The 20,195-nt window shown below is 70.0% G+C and carries 19 protein-coding genes; 7 read left to right on the top strand and 12 right to left on the bottom strand.

What is annotated here, in order from left to right; translation table 11 throughout:
• Positions 1-22: 22 nt before the first annotated feature.
• Positions 23-1,945 (bottom strand): polysaccharide deacetylase family protein, encoded by a 1,923-nt coding sequence (locus AB0J64_RS53920; protein ID WP_364045790.1) that lies wholly within the window; start codon positions 1,943-1,945, stop codon positions 23-25.
• 105 nt (positions 1,946-2,050) lie between these two features.
• On the opposite strand from AB0J64_RS53920, the gene AB0J64_RS53915 reads away from it, so the two are divergent.
• From AB0J64_RS53915 to AB0J64_RS53905, 3 genes are all read left to right on the top strand, one after another.
• On the top strand, positions 2,051-2,485 hold the full coding sequence (locus AB0J64_RS53915; RefSeq protein ID WP_364045788.1) for a hypothetical protein: 435 nt from the start codon (positions 2,051-2,053) through the stop codon (positions 2,483-2,485).
• A 185-nt stretch (positions 2,486-2,670) separates the two neighbouring features.
• The gene (locus AB0J64_RS53910) at positions 2,671-4,350 is read left to right on the top strand and encodes a protein kinase (RefSeq protein ID WP_364045786.1); all 1,680 of its coding nucleotides are present in this window, start codon (positions 2,671-2,673) and stop codon (positions 4,348-4,350) included.
• 169 nt (positions 4,351-4,519) lie between these two features.
• Complete coding sequence (locus AB0J64_RS53905; protein WP_364045784.1) at positions 4,520-5,461, top strand: hypothetical protein; 942 nt, start codon at positions 4,520-4,522, stop codon at positions 5,459-5,461.
• A gap of 27 nt (positions 5,462-5,488) precedes the next feature.
• Here AB0J64_RS53905 and AB0J64_RS53900 read toward each other — a convergent pair whose 3' ends face one another.
• Positions 5,489-6,229, bottom strand: a complete 741-nt coding sequence (locus AB0J64_RS53900) for a Clp protease N-terminal domain-containing protein (RefSeq protein ID WP_364045782.1) — start codon at positions 6,227-6,229, stop codon at positions 5,489-5,491.
• Between the two features lie 164 nt (positions 6,230-6,393).
• Positions 6,394-6,741, bottom strand: a complete 348-nt coding sequence (locus tag AB0J64_RS53895) for a nuclear transport factor 2 family protein (RefSeq protein WP_364045792.1) — start codon at positions 6,739-6,741, stop codon at positions 6,394-6,396.
• Positions 6,742-7,215: 474 nt separating this feature from the next.
• Between AB0J64_RS53895 and AB0J64_RS53890 the strand changes: the two genes are divergently transcribed.
• Positions 7,216-8,442: a hypothetical protein gene (locus AB0J64_RS53890; protein WP_364045780.1), complete on the top strand. Its 1,227-nt coding sequence runs from the start codon at positions 7,216-7,218 to the stop codon at positions 8,440-8,442.
• Between the two features lie 728 nt (positions 8,443-9,170).
• On the opposite strand, the gene AB0J64_RS53885 is transcribed toward AB0J64_RS53890, so the two are convergent.
• The 3 genes from AB0J64_RS53885 to AB0J64_RS53875 all read right to left on the bottom strand — a co-directional run bounded on the left by AB0J64_RS53885 (position 9,171) and on the right by AB0J64_RS53875 (position 11,004).
• Entirely contained in the window at positions 9,171-9,521 is a 351-nt protein-coding gene (locus AB0J64_RS53885) for a hypothetical protein (protein ID WP_364045778.1), read from the bottom strand.
• Positions 9,481-10,275, bottom strand: a complete 795-nt coding sequence (locus AB0J64_RS53880; RefSeq protein WP_364045776.1) for a transposase — start codon at positions 10,273-10,275, stop codon at positions 9,481-9,483. The genes AB0J64_RS53885 and AB0J64_RS53880 overlap by 41 nt, the downstream gene beginning before the upstream one ends.
• Positions 10,276-10,698: 423 nt before the next feature.
• The gene (locus tag AB0J64_RS53875) at positions 10,699-11,004 is read right to left on the bottom strand and encodes an ArsR family transcriptional regulator (RefSeq protein ID WP_364045774.1); all 306 of its coding nucleotides are present in this window, start codon (positions 11,002-11,004) and stop codon (positions 10,699-10,701) included.
• A gap of 58 nt (positions 11,005-11,062) precedes the next feature.
• Here AB0J64_RS53875 and AB0J64_RS53870 point away from each other — a divergent pair, with 58 nt between their 5' ends.
• Positions 11,063-11,416 carry a putative quinol monooxygenase gene (locus AB0J64_RS53870; RefSeq protein ID WP_364045772.1) on the top strand — a complete coding sequence of 118 codons (354 nt, stop codon included), beginning with the start codon at positions 11,063-11,065 and terminating at the stop codon, positions 11,414-11,416.
• A gap of 153 nt (positions 11,417-11,569) precedes the next feature.
• Here AB0J64_RS53870 and AB0J64_RS53865 read toward each other — a convergent pair whose 3' ends face one another.
• On the bottom strand, positions 11,570-12,376 hold the full coding sequence (locus AB0J64_RS53865; RefSeq protein ID WP_364045770.1) for a helix-turn-helix domain-containing protein: 807 nt from the start codon (positions 12,374-12,376) through the stop codon (positions 11,570-11,572).
• A 567-nt stretch (positions 12,377-12,943) separates the two neighbouring features.
• A complete protein-coding gene (locus tag AB0J64_RS53860; protein WP_364045768.1) occupies positions 12,944-13,135 on the bottom strand; it encodes a hypothetical protein in 192 nt (63 codons plus the stop codon).
• A gap of 263 nt (positions 13,136-13,398) precedes the next feature.
• Here AB0J64_RS53860 and AB0J64_RS53855 point away from each other — a divergent pair, with 263 nt between their 5' ends.
• Positions 13,399-15,702, top strand: a complete 2,304-nt coding sequence (locus AB0J64_RS53855; protein WP_364045766.1) for a serine/threonine-protein kinase — start codon at positions 13,399-13,401, stop codon at positions 15,700-15,702.
• Here AB0J64_RS53855 and AB0J64_RS53850 read toward each other — a convergent pair.
• From AB0J64_RS53850 to AB0J64_RS53835, 4 genes are all read right to left on the bottom strand, one after another.
• The gene (locus tag AB0J64_RS53850) at positions 15,699-16,613 is read right to left on the bottom strand and encodes a pirin family protein (protein ID WP_364045764.1); all 915 of its coding nucleotides are present in this window, start codon (positions 16,611-16,613) and stop codon (positions 15,699-15,701) included. The genes AB0J64_RS53855 and AB0J64_RS53850 overlap by 4 nt on opposite strands.
• 30 nt (positions 16,614-16,643) lie before the next feature.
• Positions 16,644-17,765 carry an MBL fold metallo-hydrolase gene (locus AB0J64_RS53845; protein ID WP_364045762.1) on the bottom strand — a complete coding sequence of 374 codons (1,122 nt, stop codon included), beginning with the start codon at positions 17,763-17,765 and terminating at the stop codon, positions 16,644-16,646.
• Positions 17,766-17,898: 133 nt separating this feature from the next.
• Positions 17,899-18,591: a DUF3152 domain-containing protein gene (locus AB0J64_RS53840; RefSeq protein ID WP_364045760.1), complete on the bottom strand. Its 693-nt coding sequence runs from the start codon at positions 18,589-18,591 to the stop codon at positions 17,899-17,901.
• 81 nt (positions 18,592-18,672) lie between these two features.
• Entirely contained in the window at positions 18,673-19,905 is a 1,233-nt protein-coding gene (locus AB0J64_RS53835) for an FAD-dependent oxidoreductase (RefSeq protein ID WP_364045758.1), read from the bottom strand.
• Positions 19,906-20,008: 103 nt separating this feature from the next.
• On the opposite strand from AB0J64_RS53835, the gene AB0J64_RS53830 reads away from it, so the two are divergent.
• Positions 20,009-20,195: hypothetical protein (locus AB0J64_RS53830; protein ID WP_364045756.1), on the top strand; the 187-nt coding region annotated here is incomplete at its 3' end.

The following is a 20,195-nucleotide window of genomic DNA, read 5'->3' as shown; positions in this document are numbered from 1 at the left end:
GCCCAGGCGCCCCAGGCCGCCTTCATGCCGGGATGCATGCCACCCCGCCGTTCGGGGGTCTGGGACACCTTGGCGGGCGCGTGGCGCAGGTCCACAGCTGGCCGAGCGAGGTCGGCGCCTCCGTCCAGGCCAGCGCCTTCTCCTCGTAGACCACGCGCCATCCGGCCCGGCACAGCGCCATCGTGAGGTCGGTGTCCTCCGCCAGCGTGTCCGCGCTCACCGCGCCCAGTGCCATGAGCGCCGAACGCCGGAACGCCCCGATCGCGCCGGGTACGGTCGCCATGCAGTCGAGCAGCTCGAAGGCGCGCCGATCGAGGTTGAAGCCGATGACGTACTCGATGTGCTGCCACCGGCCGATCATGCCGCGCCGGTTGCCGACCTTGGTGTTGCCGCTCACCGCGCCGACCGCGGGGTCGGCCAGCTGGCGGACCAGGTGGCCGATCGTGGCGGGTTCGAAGACGGTGTCGCCGTCCACCATGACGACCAGCTCATGGGCGGCCTGGGCGATGCCGGTGTTGAGCGCGGCCGGCTTGCCGCCGTTGGGCCGGCGGATCACGCGTACCCCGGGGAGTCCCAGCGCCTCCGCCAGCTCGGCGGTGTCGTCCGTCGAGCCGTCGTCCACGACGAGGATCTCGAGTTCGCCCTGGTACGTGGTGTCGACCAGCGACCGCACCGTGGCCTGGATCCCGGCGGCCTCGTTGTAGGCGGGCACGATCACGGTCACCGGCGGGGGCGCGGACCACACGGGAGCCCGGCCCTTGCGCCGCTTGCCACCCCTGGTGCGGGCCGCGTGCACCCACGCGAGCACGGCGAAGAAGCCGAGCCGCCCCAAGGTGAGCGCTCCCGCGGCCAGCAGCACCCACGCCAGCGCGCCGGCGAACGCCTCCGAGGCACGCTGGGCCAGGTTGAGCGCGGAGCCGGCGAACTGCTCCACTCCGCCGGCCCGCTGGTGCGCCGAGGGCATGCCGAGCGCCGTCGTCACCGTGACGGCGCGGTAGCCCTTGCCGGTCAGCTCCCGCAGGACGGCTCCGACGGCCTCGACGGTCTGCCGCCTGTCGCCGCCCGAGTCGTGCATCATGACGATGGCGCCCCGGCCCCTGTCCGGGATCGACGACGCCACGATCTTCGATGCTCCTGGACGGCTCCAGTCCCTGGTGTCGAGGTCCGTCAGCGTGACGAGGTAGCCCTCGGCGGCCAGGGCCTTCATCCCCGCCCACTGCGGCCCGGAGATCGCCGCGGGGGTGGAGGAGTACGGCGGGCGGGCCAGCGTGGTGTGCAGCCCTGTCGCTCCGGCCAGGGCACGTTGCGTCAGCGACAACTCGAGCTTGAGCCGCCAGCCCGGCAGGGCCGCGAGGTCGGCGTGTGAGTAGGTGTGGTTTCCCAGCTCGTGGCCCTCGGCGACGATGCGCCGCGCCAGCTCGGGGTATTTCGCCACCTTGGAGCCGACGGTGAAGAAGGTCGCCTTGGCGCCGTACTTCTGCAGCATGTCCAGCACCTGCGGAGTCCACGCCGGGTCGGGTCCGTCGTCGAACGTCAGCGCGATCGTCCTGCTCGGCAGGCGGGCGCTGGCGGGCCCGTTCGCCGTGATGTTGAGTACGGGGCCGCCGCGCCGTACCTTCTCCAGCTCAGGGGGTGGAGAGCCGGCGGCGGGCGGGGGCGCGTGCGTCTCGCCGACGACGTTGGTCACGTATCCGTTGAGCACCAGCGCGGTGGCGGCCAGCAGCAGGAAGACGGCGAGCGGGAACCAGTGACCCTTGGGGTCGGCCGGGGGTCTCGCGGTCGACGCGGGCGGCTGCGCCGGCGGGATCCGCGGCGCGTCGTCACCTGGCTGAGCAGAGCGGTAGTCCTGCCAGGCGGGCACCGGCGCGGACGGCCACACCAGCTTGTCGCCCGGCGAAGGGCCGCGAGAGGGGTCGCCAGAAGGAGCGCCGGAGGGGGCGCTCACTTCTTCGGGCCCTTCGTCCGGTTCGGATCCAGTCCCGGCGTTGTCCTGTCCTTGCCGGGCGGCTCGTTCGCGGCGTCCGTGGGGTCGGCGGTAGGGCCGGTCGCGGTGGGCTCGGAACTGGGCTCCGGATCCGTGCTGGGCCGCGACGTGGTCCGCTCCGGCCGCGGCGAAGTCTGCCCGGATGTCGCCGACGGCCGGACCGGGCGGCTGGCGCTCGGGGTCGGACGGCGTGATGGCGAGCGTGTCGCCACCGGACGTGTCACTGAGGGGGTCGGCTGCTCGGACGACCTCTGCCGAGGCGTCGGCGTGCGATCCGGCGAAGCCGTCCGGTCCGCCGCTCCTGGGCGATCGCCCGGCCAGCCGTTCACAGACAGTGTCGTGCTGGAGAACATTCCGCCGATCACGACGGCGAGCAGCGCGAGAGCCAGGACGCTCGCGGCGATCGAGCCGATCATGATCAGCCTTCGACGGCGGCCGCTCTGGTTCACGAAGACGGCCGTCGTGTTGCTGTGTTGCTCAGGGGACACGCGGGAATCGTAGTGATAGGGGATGAAATAGGGGAATCCGGTCGTTTCGCACGATGATCGCGAAATCTACTATGGAAAGTAGTAAACATACCGATTGTGGTGGTGGGGCGATCACTCTTGCGGAGGGGCTCGACACGGCGTGTGACCCCAGGTTAGCGTCCTGACATAAGGATCTTTATCCGGTCAGGAGGTCCCAGTATGGAAGTTCCCGGCTACACCGAGATCCGGGAACTCGGACACGGCGGGACAGGGCGGGTGATGCTCGCCGTACGGGACTCCGACGGAGAATCCGTCGCGATCAAGCACCTGTCCGAGCCGCTGCGCGCGGACGAGGAGTTCGTGGGGAGGTTCCGGGCGGAGGCGGAGGTCATCCGCGAGATCGACAGCCCGCACACCGCCCGCCTGCTGGAGTACGTCGAGGGCGAGGACGACGCCGTCATCGTGATGGAGCTGGTCGACGGCGTGACGCTGCGGCGGCTCCTGGAGCACGAGGGCGCGACGGGTCCGGAGGCGGCGCTCGTGGTCCTGAAGGGCGCGCTGCTCGGACTGGCCGAGGCGCATCAGCGCGGCGTCGTACACCGGGACTTCAAGCCCGAGAACGTCATCATCACCCAGGACGGCGAGAGCAAGCTGGTCGACTTCGGCGTGGCGGCGCACTTCGGGGAGACCGCCTCCCTCGTCGGCACCCCCTCCTACATGGCTCCCGAGCAGTGGGAGGACGCCCCGGCCGGCCCCGCCACCGATGTGTACGCCGCCACGCTGGTGTTCTACGAGTGCCTGACCGGCCACCGGGCCTTCCACGGTGAGAACGTGGCCGCGCTCGCCTACCAGCACCAGCACGTGCCGCCCCCGCTGGAGGACGTCGACGAGCCGCTGCGCCCGCTGCTCGAACACGGGCTGGCCAAGGATCCGGCGGGGCGTCCGGGGTCGGCGGAGGTGTTCCTGACCGAGCTGGAAGAGGTCGCGCTGGCCACGTACGGGGAGGAATGGGATCAGCGCGGACGGGCCGGGCTCGGTGCCCTGGCCGTGCCGCTGGCCGCGCTGCTGCCGAGGGCGGAATCGGCCGCCGCGGAGAGCACCACCAGCGTGTTCAAGACGACGCTGACGCCGGCGGGCAAGTTCGTGGTGACGGGCGGGCTGGTGCTGGCGACCGCGGCCGCGGTGACGTCGGCGTTCGTGATCTGGGCCGATGCCCCGGAGCCTGGGCCGGGCGTCGCGCTGCCGCCCGGCACGTCCTCCCCGGCGGGCACCCGGGTGCCCGCCTCCCCGACGTCCGCGCCGCCCACGTCGGCGGCGCCCACCTCCGCGGATCCCACCCCGAGCGAGTCCGTCACGGCCACGCCGCCCGTCACGTACGTCGGTGAGCCGAGCACGGTCCCGACCGTTCCACCCGTGGTCCGTCCGACCGGAGGCGGACCACGCACCGAGCCCCCCGCGCCCACCCGGCAGCCGACCGGCCGCCCGACGACCCGGGAGCCGACGGCCTCCAACCGGCCGACCGCGCGCCCGACCACACGTCCGCCCACGAGCGAGCCGCCGGCCACCAGGCCCCCGACGACCCGGCCCCCCACGAGTGAGCCGCCGGCCACCAGGCCACCGGAGACCCGGCCACCGGAGACCCGGCCGCCCACCACGAGGGCTCCGGATCCCGGCACGCAGCCTCCGGCCAGGAACAAGCCGCTCATCTCCGTCTCCGTCAAGGTCTCGGTGAACGTGCCGCTCCTCAGCGGCAAGGGGGACGGAGTGCTGGACGCCGACGTCGGTCTCGGCCTGGGATCGAGCCTGCTGGGGCTGGTGGTCGTGCCGGGCTCGGTGCTGCTCGGACGGCAGATCGTGGTGCGAAGGGTACGGCGACCGCGCGATAACGAAAAGTCATGAGTTGTGTGCCGGGGGGCGTGATCCTCTACTATCAGCAGTCGGATAGAGGGCGCCCCCCGGCCTGAATACATGCTGACCGGAACCTGCCCTGCGGCTCGGGGTAAGGAGAAGTGTGGCGGTTGCCTCCCGTGCCGACCGGCTACGCGGTCCAGTCCGTACGCTCTCTGCGGTGACGCTCGGGGCGGTGCTCCTGATGGCGGGGGCTCCGGCGGAGGCCGAGCCCAAGCCCACGGTGAAGCAGCTCAAGAAGGAGCTGTCCGCGCTCCAGAAGGATTCGGACAAGCTCATCACCGAGTACTACAACAGCAGAATCGCCCAGCAAAAAGCGGAAAAAGCGGAAAAATCCGCACGCGAGAAGCTGGCCGCCGCCCAAGCCGTCTACGAACGCGAGTCCCTCGAGCTCAGAGCCATGGCCGTCAGCCAGTACATCGGCGGCGAAACCGGCCAGCTCGCCTTCCTCGTCGGCAACCAGGACCCGTCCTCCTTCCTCGGCCGCATGGCGCTCAACCAGCACCTCGTCGAGCTCCAGGACGCGCGGCTGCGCGGCTACACCCAGGTCAGGGACGCCCACCAGCAGGCCAAGGACGAGGCCGACGCCCGCGCCAAGGAGCTCACTCGTACGGTCGACGACCTGGAGAAACGGAAGAAGAAGGCCGAGAAGCAGATCGATCGGATCAAGGACAAGATCGATCAGCTGTACACGGCTCCGGGGGTGCGGCGGCCGGACGGCACGTGGGTGCCGCAGCTGCCCGGCGGGTCCGACAACATCACGCCCAGGATGCGGCTGGTCAAGCAGCTCGTCAAGGAACGGTTCGACGTTCCGTTCGGGATCGGGTGCTACCGGACGATCCAGGACGGTGGCGAGCATCCGCTCGGGCGTGCCTGCGACTTCATGCTGAGCCGGGGCGGCGCGCTGCCGTCGGCGGGGGAGGTCGAGCGCGGCAACCAGATCGCCGCCTGGGCCATCAAGAACGCCAAGCGGCTCGGCATCATGTACATCATCTACCGGCAGCGGATCTGGCACGCCAGGACGGGCGCCTGGCGCACCATGTCCGACCGGGGTGGAACGACGGCCAACCACTACGACCATCCGCATATATCGGTGTATTAGGGCCCGTAGAGGTCCCTGATACACCGGTCATCCGTTGCCGGTGGCCGAGGCTGGGGGCTGACCGAGGACGGTGTGGAGCATGCGCTTGACCTCCGGCTCCGCGGTCTCCGTGGTCAGGCCGAGCCCGTTGAGCGCGGCCACGGCCGCCCCCTCGCCGAGGGCCAGCAGGCCGAGCAGGACGTGCTCGGTGCCGACGTAGTTGTGGCCGAGCCGCAGCGCCTCGCGCAGCGTCAGCTCCAGGGCCTTCCTGGTCTGCGGGGCGAGCGGCAGCAGGTCGGGCGCGGTCTGGCCGCCGGGGCGCAGCATCGCCTTCATGACGTCCTTGACCTGGTCCAGCGGCGCGCCGAGCCGCACCATGGCCTTGGCCGCCAACGCCTCCGGCTCGTGCAGCAGGCCGAGAACGAGGTGCTCCGGCTCGATGGTCTCGCTGCCGGCCTCCCTGGCCTCCTGCTCCGCCGCCACGACCACGTTGCGGGCGCGAGGGGTGAAGCGGCCGTAGGAGGCCATCTGTGCGGCCAGCCCTCCCTCCTTGGGCACGAACCGTTTCTGGACGGCCTGCTTGGTCACGCCCATGCTGCGGCCGATCTCGGTCCAGGAGGCGCCGGAGTGGCGGGCGTGGTCGACGAAGTGGCCGATGAGGTGATCGGCCACCTCGCCGAGGTGCTCGCCCAGCGTCACGGCGTCGGTGAGCTGCTCCAGGGCGTTGCCGTCGGGGTGGCGGCTCTTGATCGCGTTGATGAGATCGTCGAGACGTACGGTGGCTTCCATGCGTCAACCATAGGTTGACGAATAGAAGCCGTCAACCTTAGGTTGACGCGTTGTGATCACTCGCGATACTTGTCACCTGCAAACCGTTTCTGTCACCAAGGTCAATTCACCGGGCGCCCCGCTTGGTGAAGTTCCACTGGACTCAGGGGGGAAGCCTGAAGAGATCAGTCCGCTGTGGTTGCCTGAGACCACACGGCCTGCCGGCGTCCCTCGCGCAGCTCGTAGCAATCGGTATGCCAGCAGGTAAGGGACAGCAGGTCTCCGTGATCCGCGGAAACGTCGATCCGCGCGCGGTACCGCAGGATGGCCATCTGGTCGCTGGCGCGTACGACGATGTCCGAGACAGCCTCGAACACCTGGTAACGAAGTTGCCCCGAAGCGATTGCGCCCAGGTACTCCGCCTTCGACAGAGCAATGCCGCGCGGAGTGATCAGCTGATAGTCATCCGCGTGCAGGACGTCGGCGGGTTCCATGTCTCCCGTGACCAGTGAACGCAGGCGCTGCCGCTCGATGTCACGAATCGCCTCGGCTTGTGGGCCTCATCCCGCCTCGTTTCTCCGCCTCGTGGGCGTCCTCCGCGCCGAACGATCAAGATTCGATGGTCATGCGGCAGATCGCTGTCAGTCGCTGGAGTTGTGCCGCTTTGCGGGGCAGACCGGGCCGCTCGAATGCCGCACCAAGCCCGCTCGCCCTCCTAACCGTGCATCCCGAAGGCGACAACAAGGCTTGCAAACTGCACCTGGTGACGATAGCTCGAGCAAGGAGTGACAACTGTCGAGGGTTGAACACCCTTCCTGCCAGGCTCACGCTAACCAGCCGGTGACAACTAACGCGAGCGGTCGCAAGGCGGCGGCCGACTGCTAGCTAGCGGAGCGGGCTCGGACAGTAAGACTCGCCGTGGCCCGGTACGGCTCCCGTCGCTCACCGGCCCTTCACCGGCGGTCAATCCCTACATGAAATCGGGCTGCCGGGAAGATGACCGCCACATGTTTTCTTTCGAAAAGGGGAATTATCAGAAGCTGAAAAAGTCCGGACCAAAACAGTGCGACTCGTATTTGGTGATTTACAACCGCTCTGTCTCGTGTGTACCTTCGGGAGGCCTTGAATTCCCCGACGCCTTTTATGGAGGCTCCATGCGCGGATTTCGGTTACGCCCGTCAGCAAGGCGCGTGCTCATAGCGGGCACAGCCGCCGTCCTCATGGGCGGAGCCATCGTGGTCACCGCTCCGGCGAGCGGTGCCGCCGCACCGAACATGAAAGCCCCGGCCGAGGCCGTCGCCGTCCCCGCTCCCGTCAGCCCGGACGTGGCGCAGGTGATGAGCACGGCACGCAAGGCCAGGACAGAGGCCGTCCTGGCGTACTGGACAGAAGAGCGCATGCGCAAGGCGATCCCCGCCCCGGAATCCCCCGGCAAGAATCCCACTCAAGACTCGCCGTCCGACGTCCAGTCGGCGGTCCCCAGAAGCGTCCAGCCCGCGGCGCCGCCGTCCCTCAAGGGGGTGGAACGCGGCAAGGCCGGCCGAGGCACCAGCCAGAACGTCAACGTGCTGGTCAACGCGTCGATCGCCGTCGGCAAGGTCTTCTACCGAAACGCCGTGGACGGACGCGACTACGTCTGCTCCGCCGGCTCGATCAACAGCCCGTCCAGACGCATCGTGAGCACGGCCGGTCACTGCGTGCACGGGGGCAGCGGCGGGAACTGGCACCAGAACTGGGTCTTCGTCCCCTACTACAATTACGGAAACCGTCCGTACGGCACCTTCGCCGCGAATTGGCTGATCAGCTTCAACGGCTGGATCAACAACAGCAACTTCGATTACGACGTCGGCTTCGTCAAGACATTCAACAATGAGCAGGGCCAGGTACTCGTCGACACGGTGGGCGGTCACGGCTTCCAGACCGGACAGCCGAAATCGCGCTCCATGACCATGCTCGGCTACCCGTCGGAGTCCCCTTACCCGGGAGACTGGCAGTATTTCTGCCAGGGCACCACGTCCGCCTCCGGATCGAACCAGATCACGATGGGCTGCCCCCTGACGCGCGGCCAGAGCGGCGGCCCGTGGCTCGCGTCGTACGACGACAGCACAGGCCTCGGATATGTCAACGGCACATCCAGCACACTCGACAGAATTGTCAATCCCACCCAGTGGTGGAGTCCTTATTTCGACAATCCTGACTGGGATCTCTATAATTACGCCGACCAGAAATCCTGACGAATAGTGCGACGGGGCTCCCCGGCTCCACGCCGGGGAGCCCCGCCCCGTCCCCAGTCTCCCGTCGAGGGGAGGTCCCGGCCTTGTCCAGGACGGTCCTAGCGGCAGCCGCGACCGCGGTCCTGATCGCTCTCGCCGTGATCGCGGTGCGCATGGCGACGTCACAGCCCGCGGAGGGCGCTCGCCCCACTCCCGGTGACACCGGCATTCCCGCCTCGCCGACTGCTCACCGCGTCGCGACTCCCACGCCGGTTGAGGATTACTGGACGGACGAACGGATGCGTCGAGCGTCCCCGGCACCCGCGCCCGTCCAGACGGAGTGAGCGCGCCCCCGTTCAGCGCCTGCCTCAGGCACACCGGGGCCTCAGCCTGGACGAACGCCCGGCCGGCCGCACGACGACCATGCGCCGGCTCCGGCACCTCAGCTCCGTATCCGGCGCTTCCCGACCGGGCTGGCCGTGTTCGACCGGGACGACGACGGCATCGTGGTCCTGCGTACCGTCCGCCGTTGACGCGCGCGCCGGTCCGCCGCCGCACGCGCTCGGTGACCGGCGGCGTCTGGAGCCGGTGCGGCGCGGCCGGGCCAATCCCCGAGGCGACCAGCGCGAACGACGGTGCCAAGCCGCACACCGGCCGAACGACTGCGCGCAGTCGCGCACCACACCCCGCACACCGGCCCAGCCGCGCACCGGCCGAGCGGCGCCTAGTACTCCAGTGACATTTCGCGATCATGGTTCGGATCTGCGCTGGTAGTGGCAGTGCCGGGCCGTGGCCTGGTGGCGTCGGCGCCAGTGTGACCAGCGCAGAACGTCCGTGATGGAGCGGTGCTGGGGCAGTATGAGTGCGGCGAGCAGCCGGCGGATCTCGGGCAGTGTCAGTGGGATGCGGTCCTGGTCGCTGGGTGGCTGGGCGGTGGCGATGGCCGCCAGCAGGGCCAGCGCAAGCATGGCCAGGGTGATGTGCCGGTGCCAGGCCGTCCAGCCGCGTACTTGGTAGTGGCCCAGGCCGACCTGGCCCTTGGCTGCTTGGAAGGACTCCTCAACCGCCCATCGGATTCCGGCGACCTTGACCAGGGCCATCAACGGCTGCCGGGTGGGTGCGTAGCAGCGGTAGAACGCCGGCTCGCCGGTGGTCAGGTTGCGCCTGATCAGCAGCCACCGATATCCGCGGGCCTCGCTTTCGTCGATCCGTGCGCAGTACGTACCCCATCCGGGGCTCCTCCAGGGCGACGCGCGGGCGCGGGTCTTGCCCGTAGACCTCATCTCCGCTCACCCAGCTCGCCGGCACCCCCGCCTCGATCGCGGCCAGGAGCATCTGGATGGCCAGGGCGGGTTTGGTGGCGAAATGCGTCTCGTCCGGGACGCCGGCGGCATGGCAGCGGCCGGGGTCGGCCAGCCAGGTGTGCTCGGGCAGGTAGAGCCGCCGGTCCAGCAGTGCTCGGCCGCGCGTGGTGGCGTAGGCGAGGAACACGCCGATCTGGCAATTTTCGATCCGGCCCGCAGCGCCGCTGTATTGCCGCTGCACCCCGGCCGAACCGACGCCTTTCTTGACGAACCCGGTCTCATCCACGATCAGCACGCCATCGGGGCCGAGCCGTTCGACGACGAAATCACGGACGTCATCGCGGACGGCGTCGGCGTCCAGCGGGTGGTGCGCAACAGCCGCTGCGGCGCCTGCGGCCCGGTCGGCCCGGCATGTTCGGCCAGGTTCCAGCAGTTCTTGCGGTCGATGTCGGGCCAGCAGCTTGCGCACGTAAGCACCGGCGGCGCGACGTGGCTCGATGCGGCCGAACCGGCCGGCGATCCGCGCCATCAGCTCGTTGAGGATGACCATCCAGCCGTCAGGGTCTACGCTGTGGCTCGCGGCCACCGCACGATCTTTCGTTGTCCTCACAAACTCCGAATGATCACGCGGTGGCCGTTGCCATGTGCCCCCAACGCCTCACGATCGCGAAATGTCACTGGAGTACTAGACGATCACGGCGACAACAACCTCGGGCAACCCTTCGCAGGTGACAATTAGCCCTGGGAATAGGTGACATCTATCGCTGGGCAAGGGCGGCTGCGAGCCTGGACGCGGTGGGTAGCTAGTGCTGTGACCGGAAAGGTTCACCGGCTCGAGTGCCTCGACCGTCAGGCCGGCGAGACTGGCGGCCCCGCGAATATCGTGGTCCGATGTCACGCCGTCGAAGGCGAGGTCACGTTGCTCATCACCCTCGACGAGACGCATGATGCGGAATACGGTGCTCGCCTTGTGTCATGACGTGGCGTCGTCTTCACCCGACTGGCCGAGCTCGGCGACGAGTAGCTGTAGCAGGCCGGGATAGTGCTGCTCGATGTCCTTCCTGAGCAGCCTCAACGTGCTCCCGTTGCCATGATCGCGCTGCGCGACCAGGCCGGCCTCCCGCAGAACCCGGAAGTGATGGGTTCGTGTGGCCTTTTTCACCGGCAGGTCGAAGGACCCGCATGCCCGCTCCTGATCCTTGGGATCGGCCGCGAGCTCGGCCACCATGCGCCGCCGGGAGTCGTCGGCGAGCGCGGCGAGCACTTTGCCGAGCTCCATATCTCCTCCTTCAGGTACGACTTGCATCATACCTCGGGCATGGCTAACCTCCTCAGGTATGAATATCGTCATACCTGAGGGAACCGGCCCCATCGGCATCTACGGATACGCCCGCCCCCGCCCGGAACGCGCCCAGGAGCTGGAAAGCCTGCTCCTTTCGTTCGTCGAGCCGACTCGTGCCGAGCCGGGCGCCTGGCAGTACCAGGTCCATCGCGATGCCTCCGACCCCACCACGCTGGTCTTCTACGAGCTGTGGCGTTCGGGGGACGACCTGCGCAATCACCTCGCCCAGCCCAACCTCGTCCAGTTCCAGAAAACTCGCATGAACTACCTGCGCGAGGACCTGGAGATCCACTGGTTGACGCCTCTCACCGCGAACGCTCCGGCCGAGTCACCACAGCAGGACGCGTAGCGCGATCGCTTCTGGAACACGCAGGCCGCCAACGTGGTCCCCCTGAACGCTCACCGAATCGAACACCCAAGCGTGGATATTCGCCGTCCCCCAACCCGGTGAACCTTTCCGGTCACCGCACTGGTGACACTTATCGCTGGGGGCCTCACGCGTTCAGGTGAACGGCCGGCCGTTGAGCAACCCCCTGCCCAGAGCGGTGATGTGATGGAAGATGGTGTTGCGCTCACGCCTGGAGACGACCAGGCCGGCATTGCGTAGCACGGTCGTGTGCCGGCTCGCCATAGCCAGCGAGATGCCGAGGCGCCGGGCCAGCTCCGTCGTGGTCACGGGCCGCGCGGCCTCCTCCAGGACGTACGCGCGCGTCCGCCCGAGCAGGGCCACGACCGGTTCGTGTTCCGTCGTGCCGTCCGCCCGGACGCGAGGCAGCCAGCCGACAGGAGGCTGTACGGGCAGGACCAGCACAGGCGGCAGATCGGTGTCCCGCAGCGTGATCGGATGGCGGCGGCAGAACGCCGACGGCAGGAGCACGATTCCGCGTCCCTCAAGGTGCACGTCGTGTTCGACGTAGTCGAGCACGCGCAGGACCGGTGGATCCCACACCACGTCAGGATGGAGATTGCCCAGCAGGCGATCGACGCCGCCGTCGGCGAGCCCCTGCAGCCGCCGGTCGCGGTCGGCCTGGAGGTGCGGTCGCAGCATGCGTTTGTACGGAGCTATGCCGGCACGGTGATACCTGGTGATGGCATGGCCCAACCGGTCGAGCATCGGAGCGCCACCGTCCAGCAGCGCCCTGATGGATGAGGCGTTCGGCTGCTTGTCACTGAAATAGCTCAGCTCCTCGCGGAAGCGTGGTGTCGGGGTGGACAGCAGTCCATCCAGCTGCTCCTCCAACGTGGCGCCCCCGCGCCCCGGGGTGAGGAAGTCCGGCGAATATCCCCGGGGCGGCGTCAATGACAGCAACAGGCGAATATCGGGGACTTTCACCTGCCGGGTCCGCCGCCACCATTCCCCATAAACCAGATCCCGCCCTTCCTGCAGAACATGCAAGCTCAACAGAACATCCCACAACGGGTCCGTGTCCTCGGCCAAAGTAATCCGCCGTAAATCCTGGCCGGTGAAGTGTATGCGCAGCACTTCTTGCCCCCTTTTGTCGCGTTCGAGCGGACCTCCTCACCCTTCGACTACCGTTCGGGCGGAATGGTTTGGCTCTTCGTCAGGATGCGTCCGATCTGTCCTCTACGCCCAGGTCACGGGCGTGATCAACCTGTCATGGGAAGGACGTCCGGCGGCCGACCGGCGCGTCGCGGACAGGGCCACGCGGCCGACCTGGGCAGGCGAGTGAACTGTGCTGTTGCGTCAGCGTGCAATTGTTTGACCCGGCCGAGCCGCCTCCGGCACCGTCTGAAGAAGTCAATTCATCGGGGCGGTACATATATCGGCCGATACGAGTCTGAATACTGCGGAGATCAGAGGGACGGACTTGTGGCGTCCCTCGAATCCGAAGGGAACCACTCGTGACCGAACTCATCACTCGTCTGGCTCGCTCACGTCCGACGAGATCAGCAGGATCGTCAGCCCGTCCACCGCCAGCCCGTCCAGCAGCGCCTGCATCTCCAGCTTGGTCGCCACGTCCACCCCGCGCGTCGGCTCGTCCAGCAGCAGCGCCTTCTGAGGCAGGGCCGCCGGCGCGATGTTGTCGCGCGCCGACAGCGTGGGCACGATGCCCTCGGTCTTCCGGTCTTCCGGTTCTCCGGCACGAAGCCGGCTCCGGTGCGGACGGCGTTTCTGATCGACCACTTGCGGGAACGCGCCCCGGCCACCGTCACCTGGCCCGCGTCCACCGGCAGCACGCCCGCGATGGCCCGGGCCGTCTCGCTGCGCGCTGCTGCGCAAGGCGCAGGGGCTGACGTGAGCGTGCGGCGGGCCAGACGGAAAGCATTTCATGAAAGCGCTTTGCAAGATTAGGGGCTCATAATTCGCGTATGCCGTCGATAACTGAGCTCAGAGCAGGGGATCCGGCTGGTCTCGGGGGCTACGAGATCCGGGGGCGGCTGGGAGAGGGCGTACAGGGCGTCGTCTATCTAGGCGTGGACGAGCAGGGGAGACGGGCGGCCGTCAAATGGCTGCGTCCCGAGCTGGCCGGTGATGAGGCGGAGGCGGAGCGGTTCGCCGGGGAGGCGGCTGCGGCGCAACGGGTGGCGCCGTTCTGCACCGCGAAGGTGCTGGACACCGGCGTGCACCAGGGCCGTCCCTACATCGTCAGCGAGTACGTCGACGGGCCGACGCTGCTGCGCGCGGTGCGTGAGGAGGGGCCGCGCAGCGGGGCCGCGCTCCACCGGCTGGCCATCGGCACCGCCACCGCGCTCGCGGCGATCCACCAGGCAGGCATCGCGCACCGCGACTTCAACCCCGGCAACGTGCTGCTGGGCAGCGAAGGGCCCCGGGTGATCGGGTTCGGCATCGCCACCGCGCTCGCCAACGTGCTCGACGCCACCTCCAGCACGGCGACCGTACCCGTGAGCGGCTCCCTGTCCCTGACGCCCGAGCAGCTCCTCGGCGATCCCGTCGGGCCGGCGGCCGACCTGTTCGCCTGGGCGAGCACGATCGTCTTCGCGGCCGGCGGGACGGGGCCGTTCCAGGCCGAGACGGTGCCCGCGACCGTGCAGCGGGTGCTGAACGACGAGCCGGACCTGGCGCGGCTCTCGGGCACGCTGCGGGAGCTGGCCGCGGCCTGCCTCGCGAAGGACCCCGCCCGCCGCCCGACGGCCGAGCAGGTGATCCACCGCCTTCTGGAGCACCCGGCGCCGATCCCGGACGGCCTCCACCGCGCGGCCACCACGGTCGGCGGCACCCCTCCAGCCCCACCTCCGGTGAGCGCCGCACCTCCGGTGAGCGCGGTACCTCCGGCCGGTGGTGCGCCTGCGGTGGGTGGCCCACCTCCGGTAGGTGGCCCACCTCCGATGGGCAGCGCGTCGCAGGCCGGTAGCGGGCCTCCGTGGCAGCCGCCCGGTGCGGAGCAGCCCGCCGGCTCCGGTCCGCAGCCGTGGCCAGGCCAACCGCCCTACCCTCAGCAGCCGCAGGTGCAGTACCGGCCGCTGGGAGGCGACCAGCCGCCGCCTCCCAGCGGCCGGCCGGTCTTCGAGCCTCCCGCGGCCTACCACCAGCCGGGGACCTCACCCCGGACCATGCCGTACGGCCCCCCGCCCCTGCCCCCGTCCAACAGGAAGAACTGGCTGATCGGCGGCGCGATCGCGGGCGTGGCCCTGGTGGCGGCCGTCACCCTCCTCGTGGTCACCGTCATCAACCTGCCGCACAGGAAGCCGTACACGCTCCCCACCCCCGCCACCACCACGGCGTCCCCCAGCCCCACCGCCTCCCCGGTCCCCACCGCGGACCTCACCCCGATCAGGCTTCCCGGCACCGCCGCCACGTTCTACGAGAGCCCGGACGACCCGGTCAGGCTCACGACGTACTCGGTGAGGGACGCCAGGACCAAGGAGTGGGTGTACTACGCCCGCGACTCCCTCACGGGAGGGTTCACGAAATATCAGGACCAGTTGGAGGCCATGCTCTCGCCCGACGGCCGCTACCTGGCCAAGCGCGGCAAGAGCTTCATCGACTTCTACGACAACGTGGAGATCACCGACAGGACGACGGGCGAGAAGTTCTCGGTCAGGACCTCGAAGCAGCCGCTCAGCGCGTACATCCAGGCCTGGTCCCGCGACAGCACCCGCCTGCTGCTCAACGTCGGCAAGCCGGTCAAGGAGGTCTGGCAGTCGACCGGCTTCGCCGTCCTCGACGTCACCACCAGGAAGGCCACGGTCGCCTCCCTCAGGGAGGGCTCGCTGAAGAACATCAGGTACGGCTTCGACGGCACGGACACCGGCGTGGTCGCCATGTCGAACGACACCGACCAGCAGGCCCTGCGCTTCTTCGACGCCGCCGGCACACGCGTCCGCCGCATCCCGAACGTGGGCGCCGGCTTCGCCGACGCGCTGTTCTCCCCGTCGGGCACGCTGTTCGTCACCGACTGCCCCGGCCTGACCAGCGGCAACAACTGCGTGTACGACGCGCGGACCGGCGCCGAGGTCAAGCGGATCGAGTCGCCGTGCGGGGGCCTGGCCACCTGGTTCGACGACGATCATCTGGTCTGCTGGGTGACCTCGGGCAGCACGGGCGGCCAGCAGATCCAGGTGATCGACTTCACCGGCAGGATGGTGCGCCTGCTGGCCGAGGTCCCGGTCGGAGCCGCCGACCTCGGCGTCATCTACACGTACCGGAGCTAACGCACCCGCCCGCGCGGCTTCAGCCGGGTGGCGGGCAGGACGGGCGCGGGGAGCGGCCCCCCGTCGAACCCCTCGACGGAGCCGAACCCCTCGCCCTCCATCCAGTCCTTCCTGAACGCGGCGATCTCCTCGTGGGAGCGGCCCACGAAGTTCCACCACATGACGATCTCCTCGCCGAACGGCTCCCCGCCGATCAGCAGCACCCGCCCGCGCCCCGACAGCCGCAGCCCGGACCGCCCCGGCGGCAGGTACGTCAGCGAACCGGGCCTCACCTGCTCGACAGCGCCGTCGATCAGCAGCACCCCGTGCTCGAATCCGGGCGAGAGCGGCACCTCGCACGCGCCGTCCACCGCGATCTCGGCCCCGACCAGCGGGCTGAACGCGGTGGCGGGGGAGGAGACCCCGCCGAGCGACCCCATGATCACGGTCGCCTCGAAGCCCGGACCCGTCAGCATGGGCAGCACCGGATGGTGCTCGAACGCGGGCCCGGTGTGCCGGTGCTCGCCGGGCAGCGCCACCCACAGCTGCACCCCGTGCAGCACCGTCTCCGGCGACTCCTCCGAATGCGAGATGCCGCGACCGGCGGTCATGAGGTTGAGCTGCCCGGGGCGTATCTCCTGCAGGGTGCCCAGGCTGTCGCGGTGCAGCACCTCGCCCGCGACGAGCCAGCTCACGGTCTGCAGGCCGGTGTGCGGGTGCGGCGGCACCCGCATCGTCGCCCGCTCCGGCCCGTAGGCGTCGACGAAGCACCACGCGCCGATCATCCGCCGGTGCGCGCCCGGCAGGGTCCTGCTCACCGTCATCGCGCGCGGCCCGCCGAGCGGCACCGCGCGCCCCTCCAGGATCTCGCCGTCCGCGCCGGCGTCGGCGCCGCAGCGGATCTCCCGCGGGTCAAGCTCCAGGTTGCTCACCCCAAGACTGTACGGCCCGGCCGAGGACGGTCAGCTGAGGAGCTCCCACCAGCCCTCCACCACCTGGGCGGCGGAGGTGTCGACGGCCTCGCCCGGACGCGGAACGACGATCTTGACGTCCCGCGCCTTGGCCTCCCGCCACAGCCGCTCCACCGGCTCCGCCCACGGGTGCAGCGCCAGCGTGAACGTCGCCCAGTGCACAGGCAGCAGCAGCTGACCTCCCAGATCGAGGTGGGCGTTGACGGCCTCCTCGGGGTTCATGTGGATGTCCGGCCAGGCGGGGCTGTACGCGCCGATCGGCATCAGCGTCAGGTCGAACGGCCCGTGCTCCGACCCGATGCCGCGATAACCCTCGAAATAGCCGGAGTCGCCCGCGTAGAAGACCCGCTTGTTCGCCCCGGCCACCACCCAGGACCCCCACAACGTGTCATTGCGGGTGAGGGACCGGCCGGAGAAGTGCCTGGCCGCCGTGGCGACGAAGCGCAGCCCCGCCACCTGGACCTCCTCCTCCCAGTCGAGCTCGATGATCCGGTACGCCGGCACGCCCCACCGCTCGAGGTGCGCCCCGATGCCCAGCGGCACCAGAAAGGGGGCCTTCTGCGTCCCGAGCAGCGAGCGCACGGTCGCCAGGTCGAGGTGGTCGTAGTGGTCGTGCGAGATCGCGATCGCGTCGATCTGGGGCAGTTCGCGGATCTCGATGGGCACCGGGTGGTGCCGCTTGGGGCCGACCAGCTGCGACGGGGAGGGCCGCTTGCTCCACACCGGGTCGAACAGCACCCGCTTGCCCTCGATCTCCACCAGCGTGGAGGCGTGGCCGTACCAGACGACACGGAGGCCGTCGGCGGGCGGCGGGTCGGACGGCGGGACGCGGAGCGGAACGGGACCGCCGGGGCGGCGCTGCTCCTTGTTCCTGGCCATCTCGCCGAGCAGGCCGGCGGGCGGGGTGGTCATCAGGTTGGTGGGCTCCGGCATCGGATTGAAGAACGTGCCGTCCCTGAACTGCGGCGAGCGCCGCATCCTCGCCACCCGGTCGGGCCCCGACGTCAGAGGCCGCACGCCCAGCTCAGCGGGGACCTCGCGCACTGCCCAGCCCGCCGCTGCCAGGGCCGCGCCACCCATGAGGATCCGCCGCGCCGTCCGCATTCCTGCCATTGCTCACTCTCCCCTGAAAAGTCTGTCCATCCCGCCCAACCGAACGGGATTCCCCAGTGTTCCCGTCTGTACGATATATCGCGATAGGTCATACCGCGACGGCACTCCCTGCCTGCGACACGCAGGTACCGGGTCATTGTGGCCGATCTTCCTTTTCGTCCGGTCGGCGGTCGGGGAAGGGCCACGGGTTGGGGCGGCAGCGGCCCAGCGACTTCGACTGCTGGGTCATGACGGGGGCCAGGCGACCGGGTCCGGGGCAGGAGCTGTGCTCGTGGCCCAGGCTGTGGCCGACCTCGTGGCTGATCAGATAGTTCCGGTACGCGGTGAGGTCGCCGCCGTACTGCGGGACGCCCTTCGCCCAGCGGAGGGCGTTGATGATCGAGCGCTCGCCGTTCCAGCAGGACAGCTCGCCGCCCGTGCGCAGCGGACTGCACTGGCGGACGGTGAGCCCGGGGCTGGACAGCGCGACGCGGACCTGCACCGGGCCGTGGTCGACGCGCTCGAAGCGGGCCCAGCCGCGTACGTCGTTGAGCGTGCGATGCACCTGGGCGGCGAACGCGTCCGGGTCGAACGGCAGGCCGCGCTCCACCTCGACCAGGTACCGCACCACCTCCCCGCGCCCCGGCCTGGGAGGCGCGCCGCCGGGCACGACCCTGTAGACGCCGGAGGCCTCGTACGGGACCTTCACCTCCTCGGCCGGCCGCCCTCGGGGGACGGGGGAAGGCTTGGGCGGCGGCGGCGGAGCCGCCGGTGGAGGGGGCGCAGGCGGCGCGGCCGCGAAGGCGGACGCGAACAGGAGCAGCACCAAGAGCGCGAGCAGCGGCAACGCGGCCTCCCCACAGGGTCACGGTGGGGAGGAATCCGATGATACGTGGCCGCTTGCCGCTATTTTCCGGCAGGTATCCGCTCAGGCGGGGGCGTAAGGCGTGATGTCGATGGGCGGCTCCTCGCCGAGGGCGAGCGAGGCGGCGATCTCACCGGTGAACGGGCCCGCCGTCAGCCCGTACGCGCTCAGTCCCGTCGCCACCACCACCCGCCCGGTCAGCCGGCCGATGAGGGCCCGGCCGGGGGCGTACACGGGGCGCAGACCGACCCTGGCCTCCGCCACCGTCGCCGCGAACAGCCCGGGCGCCACCCGCAGCCCCGCCGAGATCACCTCGTCGAGCCCGCCCATGGTGACGCGCGGCGCGAACCCCACATCCTCCACGGTCGCGCCGATGACGACGCGCGAGTCGGGGAAGCCCAGCAGGTACGGGCCGACCCTCGGCAGCACCATCGGCCACCACGCGGTGTCGACGCCCTCCATGGTGACGTGCAGGATCTGCCCCCGCCTGGGGAAGACCGGCAGTTCCACGCCCAGGGGCCGGCACACCTGGCCCGTCCACGCCCCGGCGGCCACGATCACGCTGTCGGCCTCGAGCGGCACGCCCTCGCCCGCGAACCGGGGGGCTCTCGTGGACACGGGGCCCTGGGGCTGCGCGGGCGCGAGCGGCGCGCCCTGCCGCCAGGACCCGCCCTGGCCGGCGACCTCCCCAGGGGCGGGCTCCGGGGGCAGTGGCGCGGCCGGCGCGGCCTCCGTGACGGGCTCGCGGGCGAGGGCGTGCAGGACGACCTCTCCGGCCGGGGTGAGGGCCGCGGCGCCCGTACGGACCTCCGCGCCGTGGGCGACGGCGGCACGCAGCAGCGCGTCGCGCACCGAGCACCCGTCCACCCGGGCGGCGCCCGGCACGAGCAGCGCGCTCAGGGTGTCGGACAGCGGCGGGAACAACTCGGACGGCGTTGCCACGTCGGTGACCTCGCCCATCTCCGGCGCGCCGGGATAACGGCGGCGCAGCAGGGCGCGCACCGGCTCCAGATCAACCGGGTCCTCGGCCACCAGCAGGGCGCCCACCGTGGCGTAGCCGATGTCCTCGCCCAGCTCCTCCACCAGCCCCGGGTAGTGGCGGGCGCCCTCACGGGTGAGCCGGTACCAGTCGTCGTCCTCCGGGTGGTCCACCCACGGGCACACGATGCCCGCTCCCGCGTGGGTCGCCTCGCCCGTGTACCCGCCGTCCACCACGGTCACCGCCGCGCCGCGCCGGCTCAAATAGTAGGCCGCGCTGGCTCCGACGATGCCGCTCCCGATCACCACAACACGCATGCGTCAATGATCGCAGCCTTGCTGACCTCGGCTGATGCCGACATGCCTCCGTGTCCGGGCACCCCTGTCCTGAGCTCGGATCGCGGCCGGTTATGGTCGGCGCATGGACGTCGCCGTCACGAGGATCGACCTGCCGAGCCCTGTCCTGGCGGCCGCGTCGGACGGCGCCTCCGTCTGGTGCGCGGGCAGCGGCGGGGTTGCGGTACCGGTACCGGGCCGACAGGCGGACCTCCGCGAAGGGGTTGCCGCCCGCCGGACCGGCCAGCTCGAGCTCGTGGACGCCCCAGCGT

Origin of the sequence: Nonomuraea sp. NPDC049695 (genome assembly GCF_040674955.1) — a bacterium.
Classification (GTDB): Bacteria; Actinomycetota; Actinomycetes; order Streptosporangiales; family Streptosporangiaceae; genus Nonomuraea; species Nonomuraea helvata.
The sequence above is the reverse complement of the archived record's forward strand: the minus strand, read 5'-3'. Positions and strand labels throughout refer to the sequence as shown.

Excerpts from the sequence above, each read along its gene's own strand:
- AB0J64_RS53885 (WP_364045778.1), bottom strand. The coding sequence starts at position 9,521 with ATGGCCCTGGTCAAGGTCGCCGGAATCCGATGGGCGGTTGAGGAGTCC.
- AB0J64_RS53875 (WP_364045774.1), bottom strand. The coding sequence starts at position 11,004 with ATGGAGCTCGGCAAAGTGCTCGCCGCGCTCGCCGACGACTCCCGGCGG.
- AB0J64_RS53900 (WP_364045782.1), bottom strand. The coding sequence starts at position 6,229 with ATGGAAGCCACCGTACGTCTCGACGATCTCATCAACGCGATCAAGAGC.
- AB0J64_RS53910 (WP_364045786.1), top strand. The coding sequence starts at position 2,671 with ATGGAAGTTCCCGGCTACACCGAGATCCGGGAACTCGGACACGGCGGG.
- AB0J64_RS53880 (WP_364045776.1), bottom strand. The coding sequence starts at position 10,275 with ATGGTCATCCTCAACGAGCTGATGGCGCGGATCGCCGGCCGGTTCGGC.
- AB0J64_RS53855 (WP_364045766.1), top strand. The coding sequence starts at position 13,399 with ATGCCGTCGATAACTGAGCTCAGAGCAGGGGATCCGGCTGGTCTCGGG.
- AB0J64_RS53845 (WP_364045762.1), bottom strand. The coding sequence starts at position 17,765 with ATGGCAGGAATGCGGACGGCGCGGCGGATCCTCATGGGTGGCGCGGCC.
- AB0J64_RS53870 (WP_364045772.1), top strand. The coding sequence starts at position 11,063 with ATGAATATCGTCATACCTGAGGGAACCGGCCCCATCGGCATCTACGGA.
- AB0J64_RS53835 (WP_364045758.1), bottom strand. The coding sequence starts at position 19,905 with ATGCGTGTTGTGGTGATCGGGAGCGGCATCGTCGGAGCCAGCGCGGCC.
- AB0J64_RS53890 (WP_364045780.1), top strand. The coding sequence starts at position 7,216 with ATGTTTTCTTTCGAAAAGGGGAATTATCAGAAGCTGAAAAAGTCCGGA.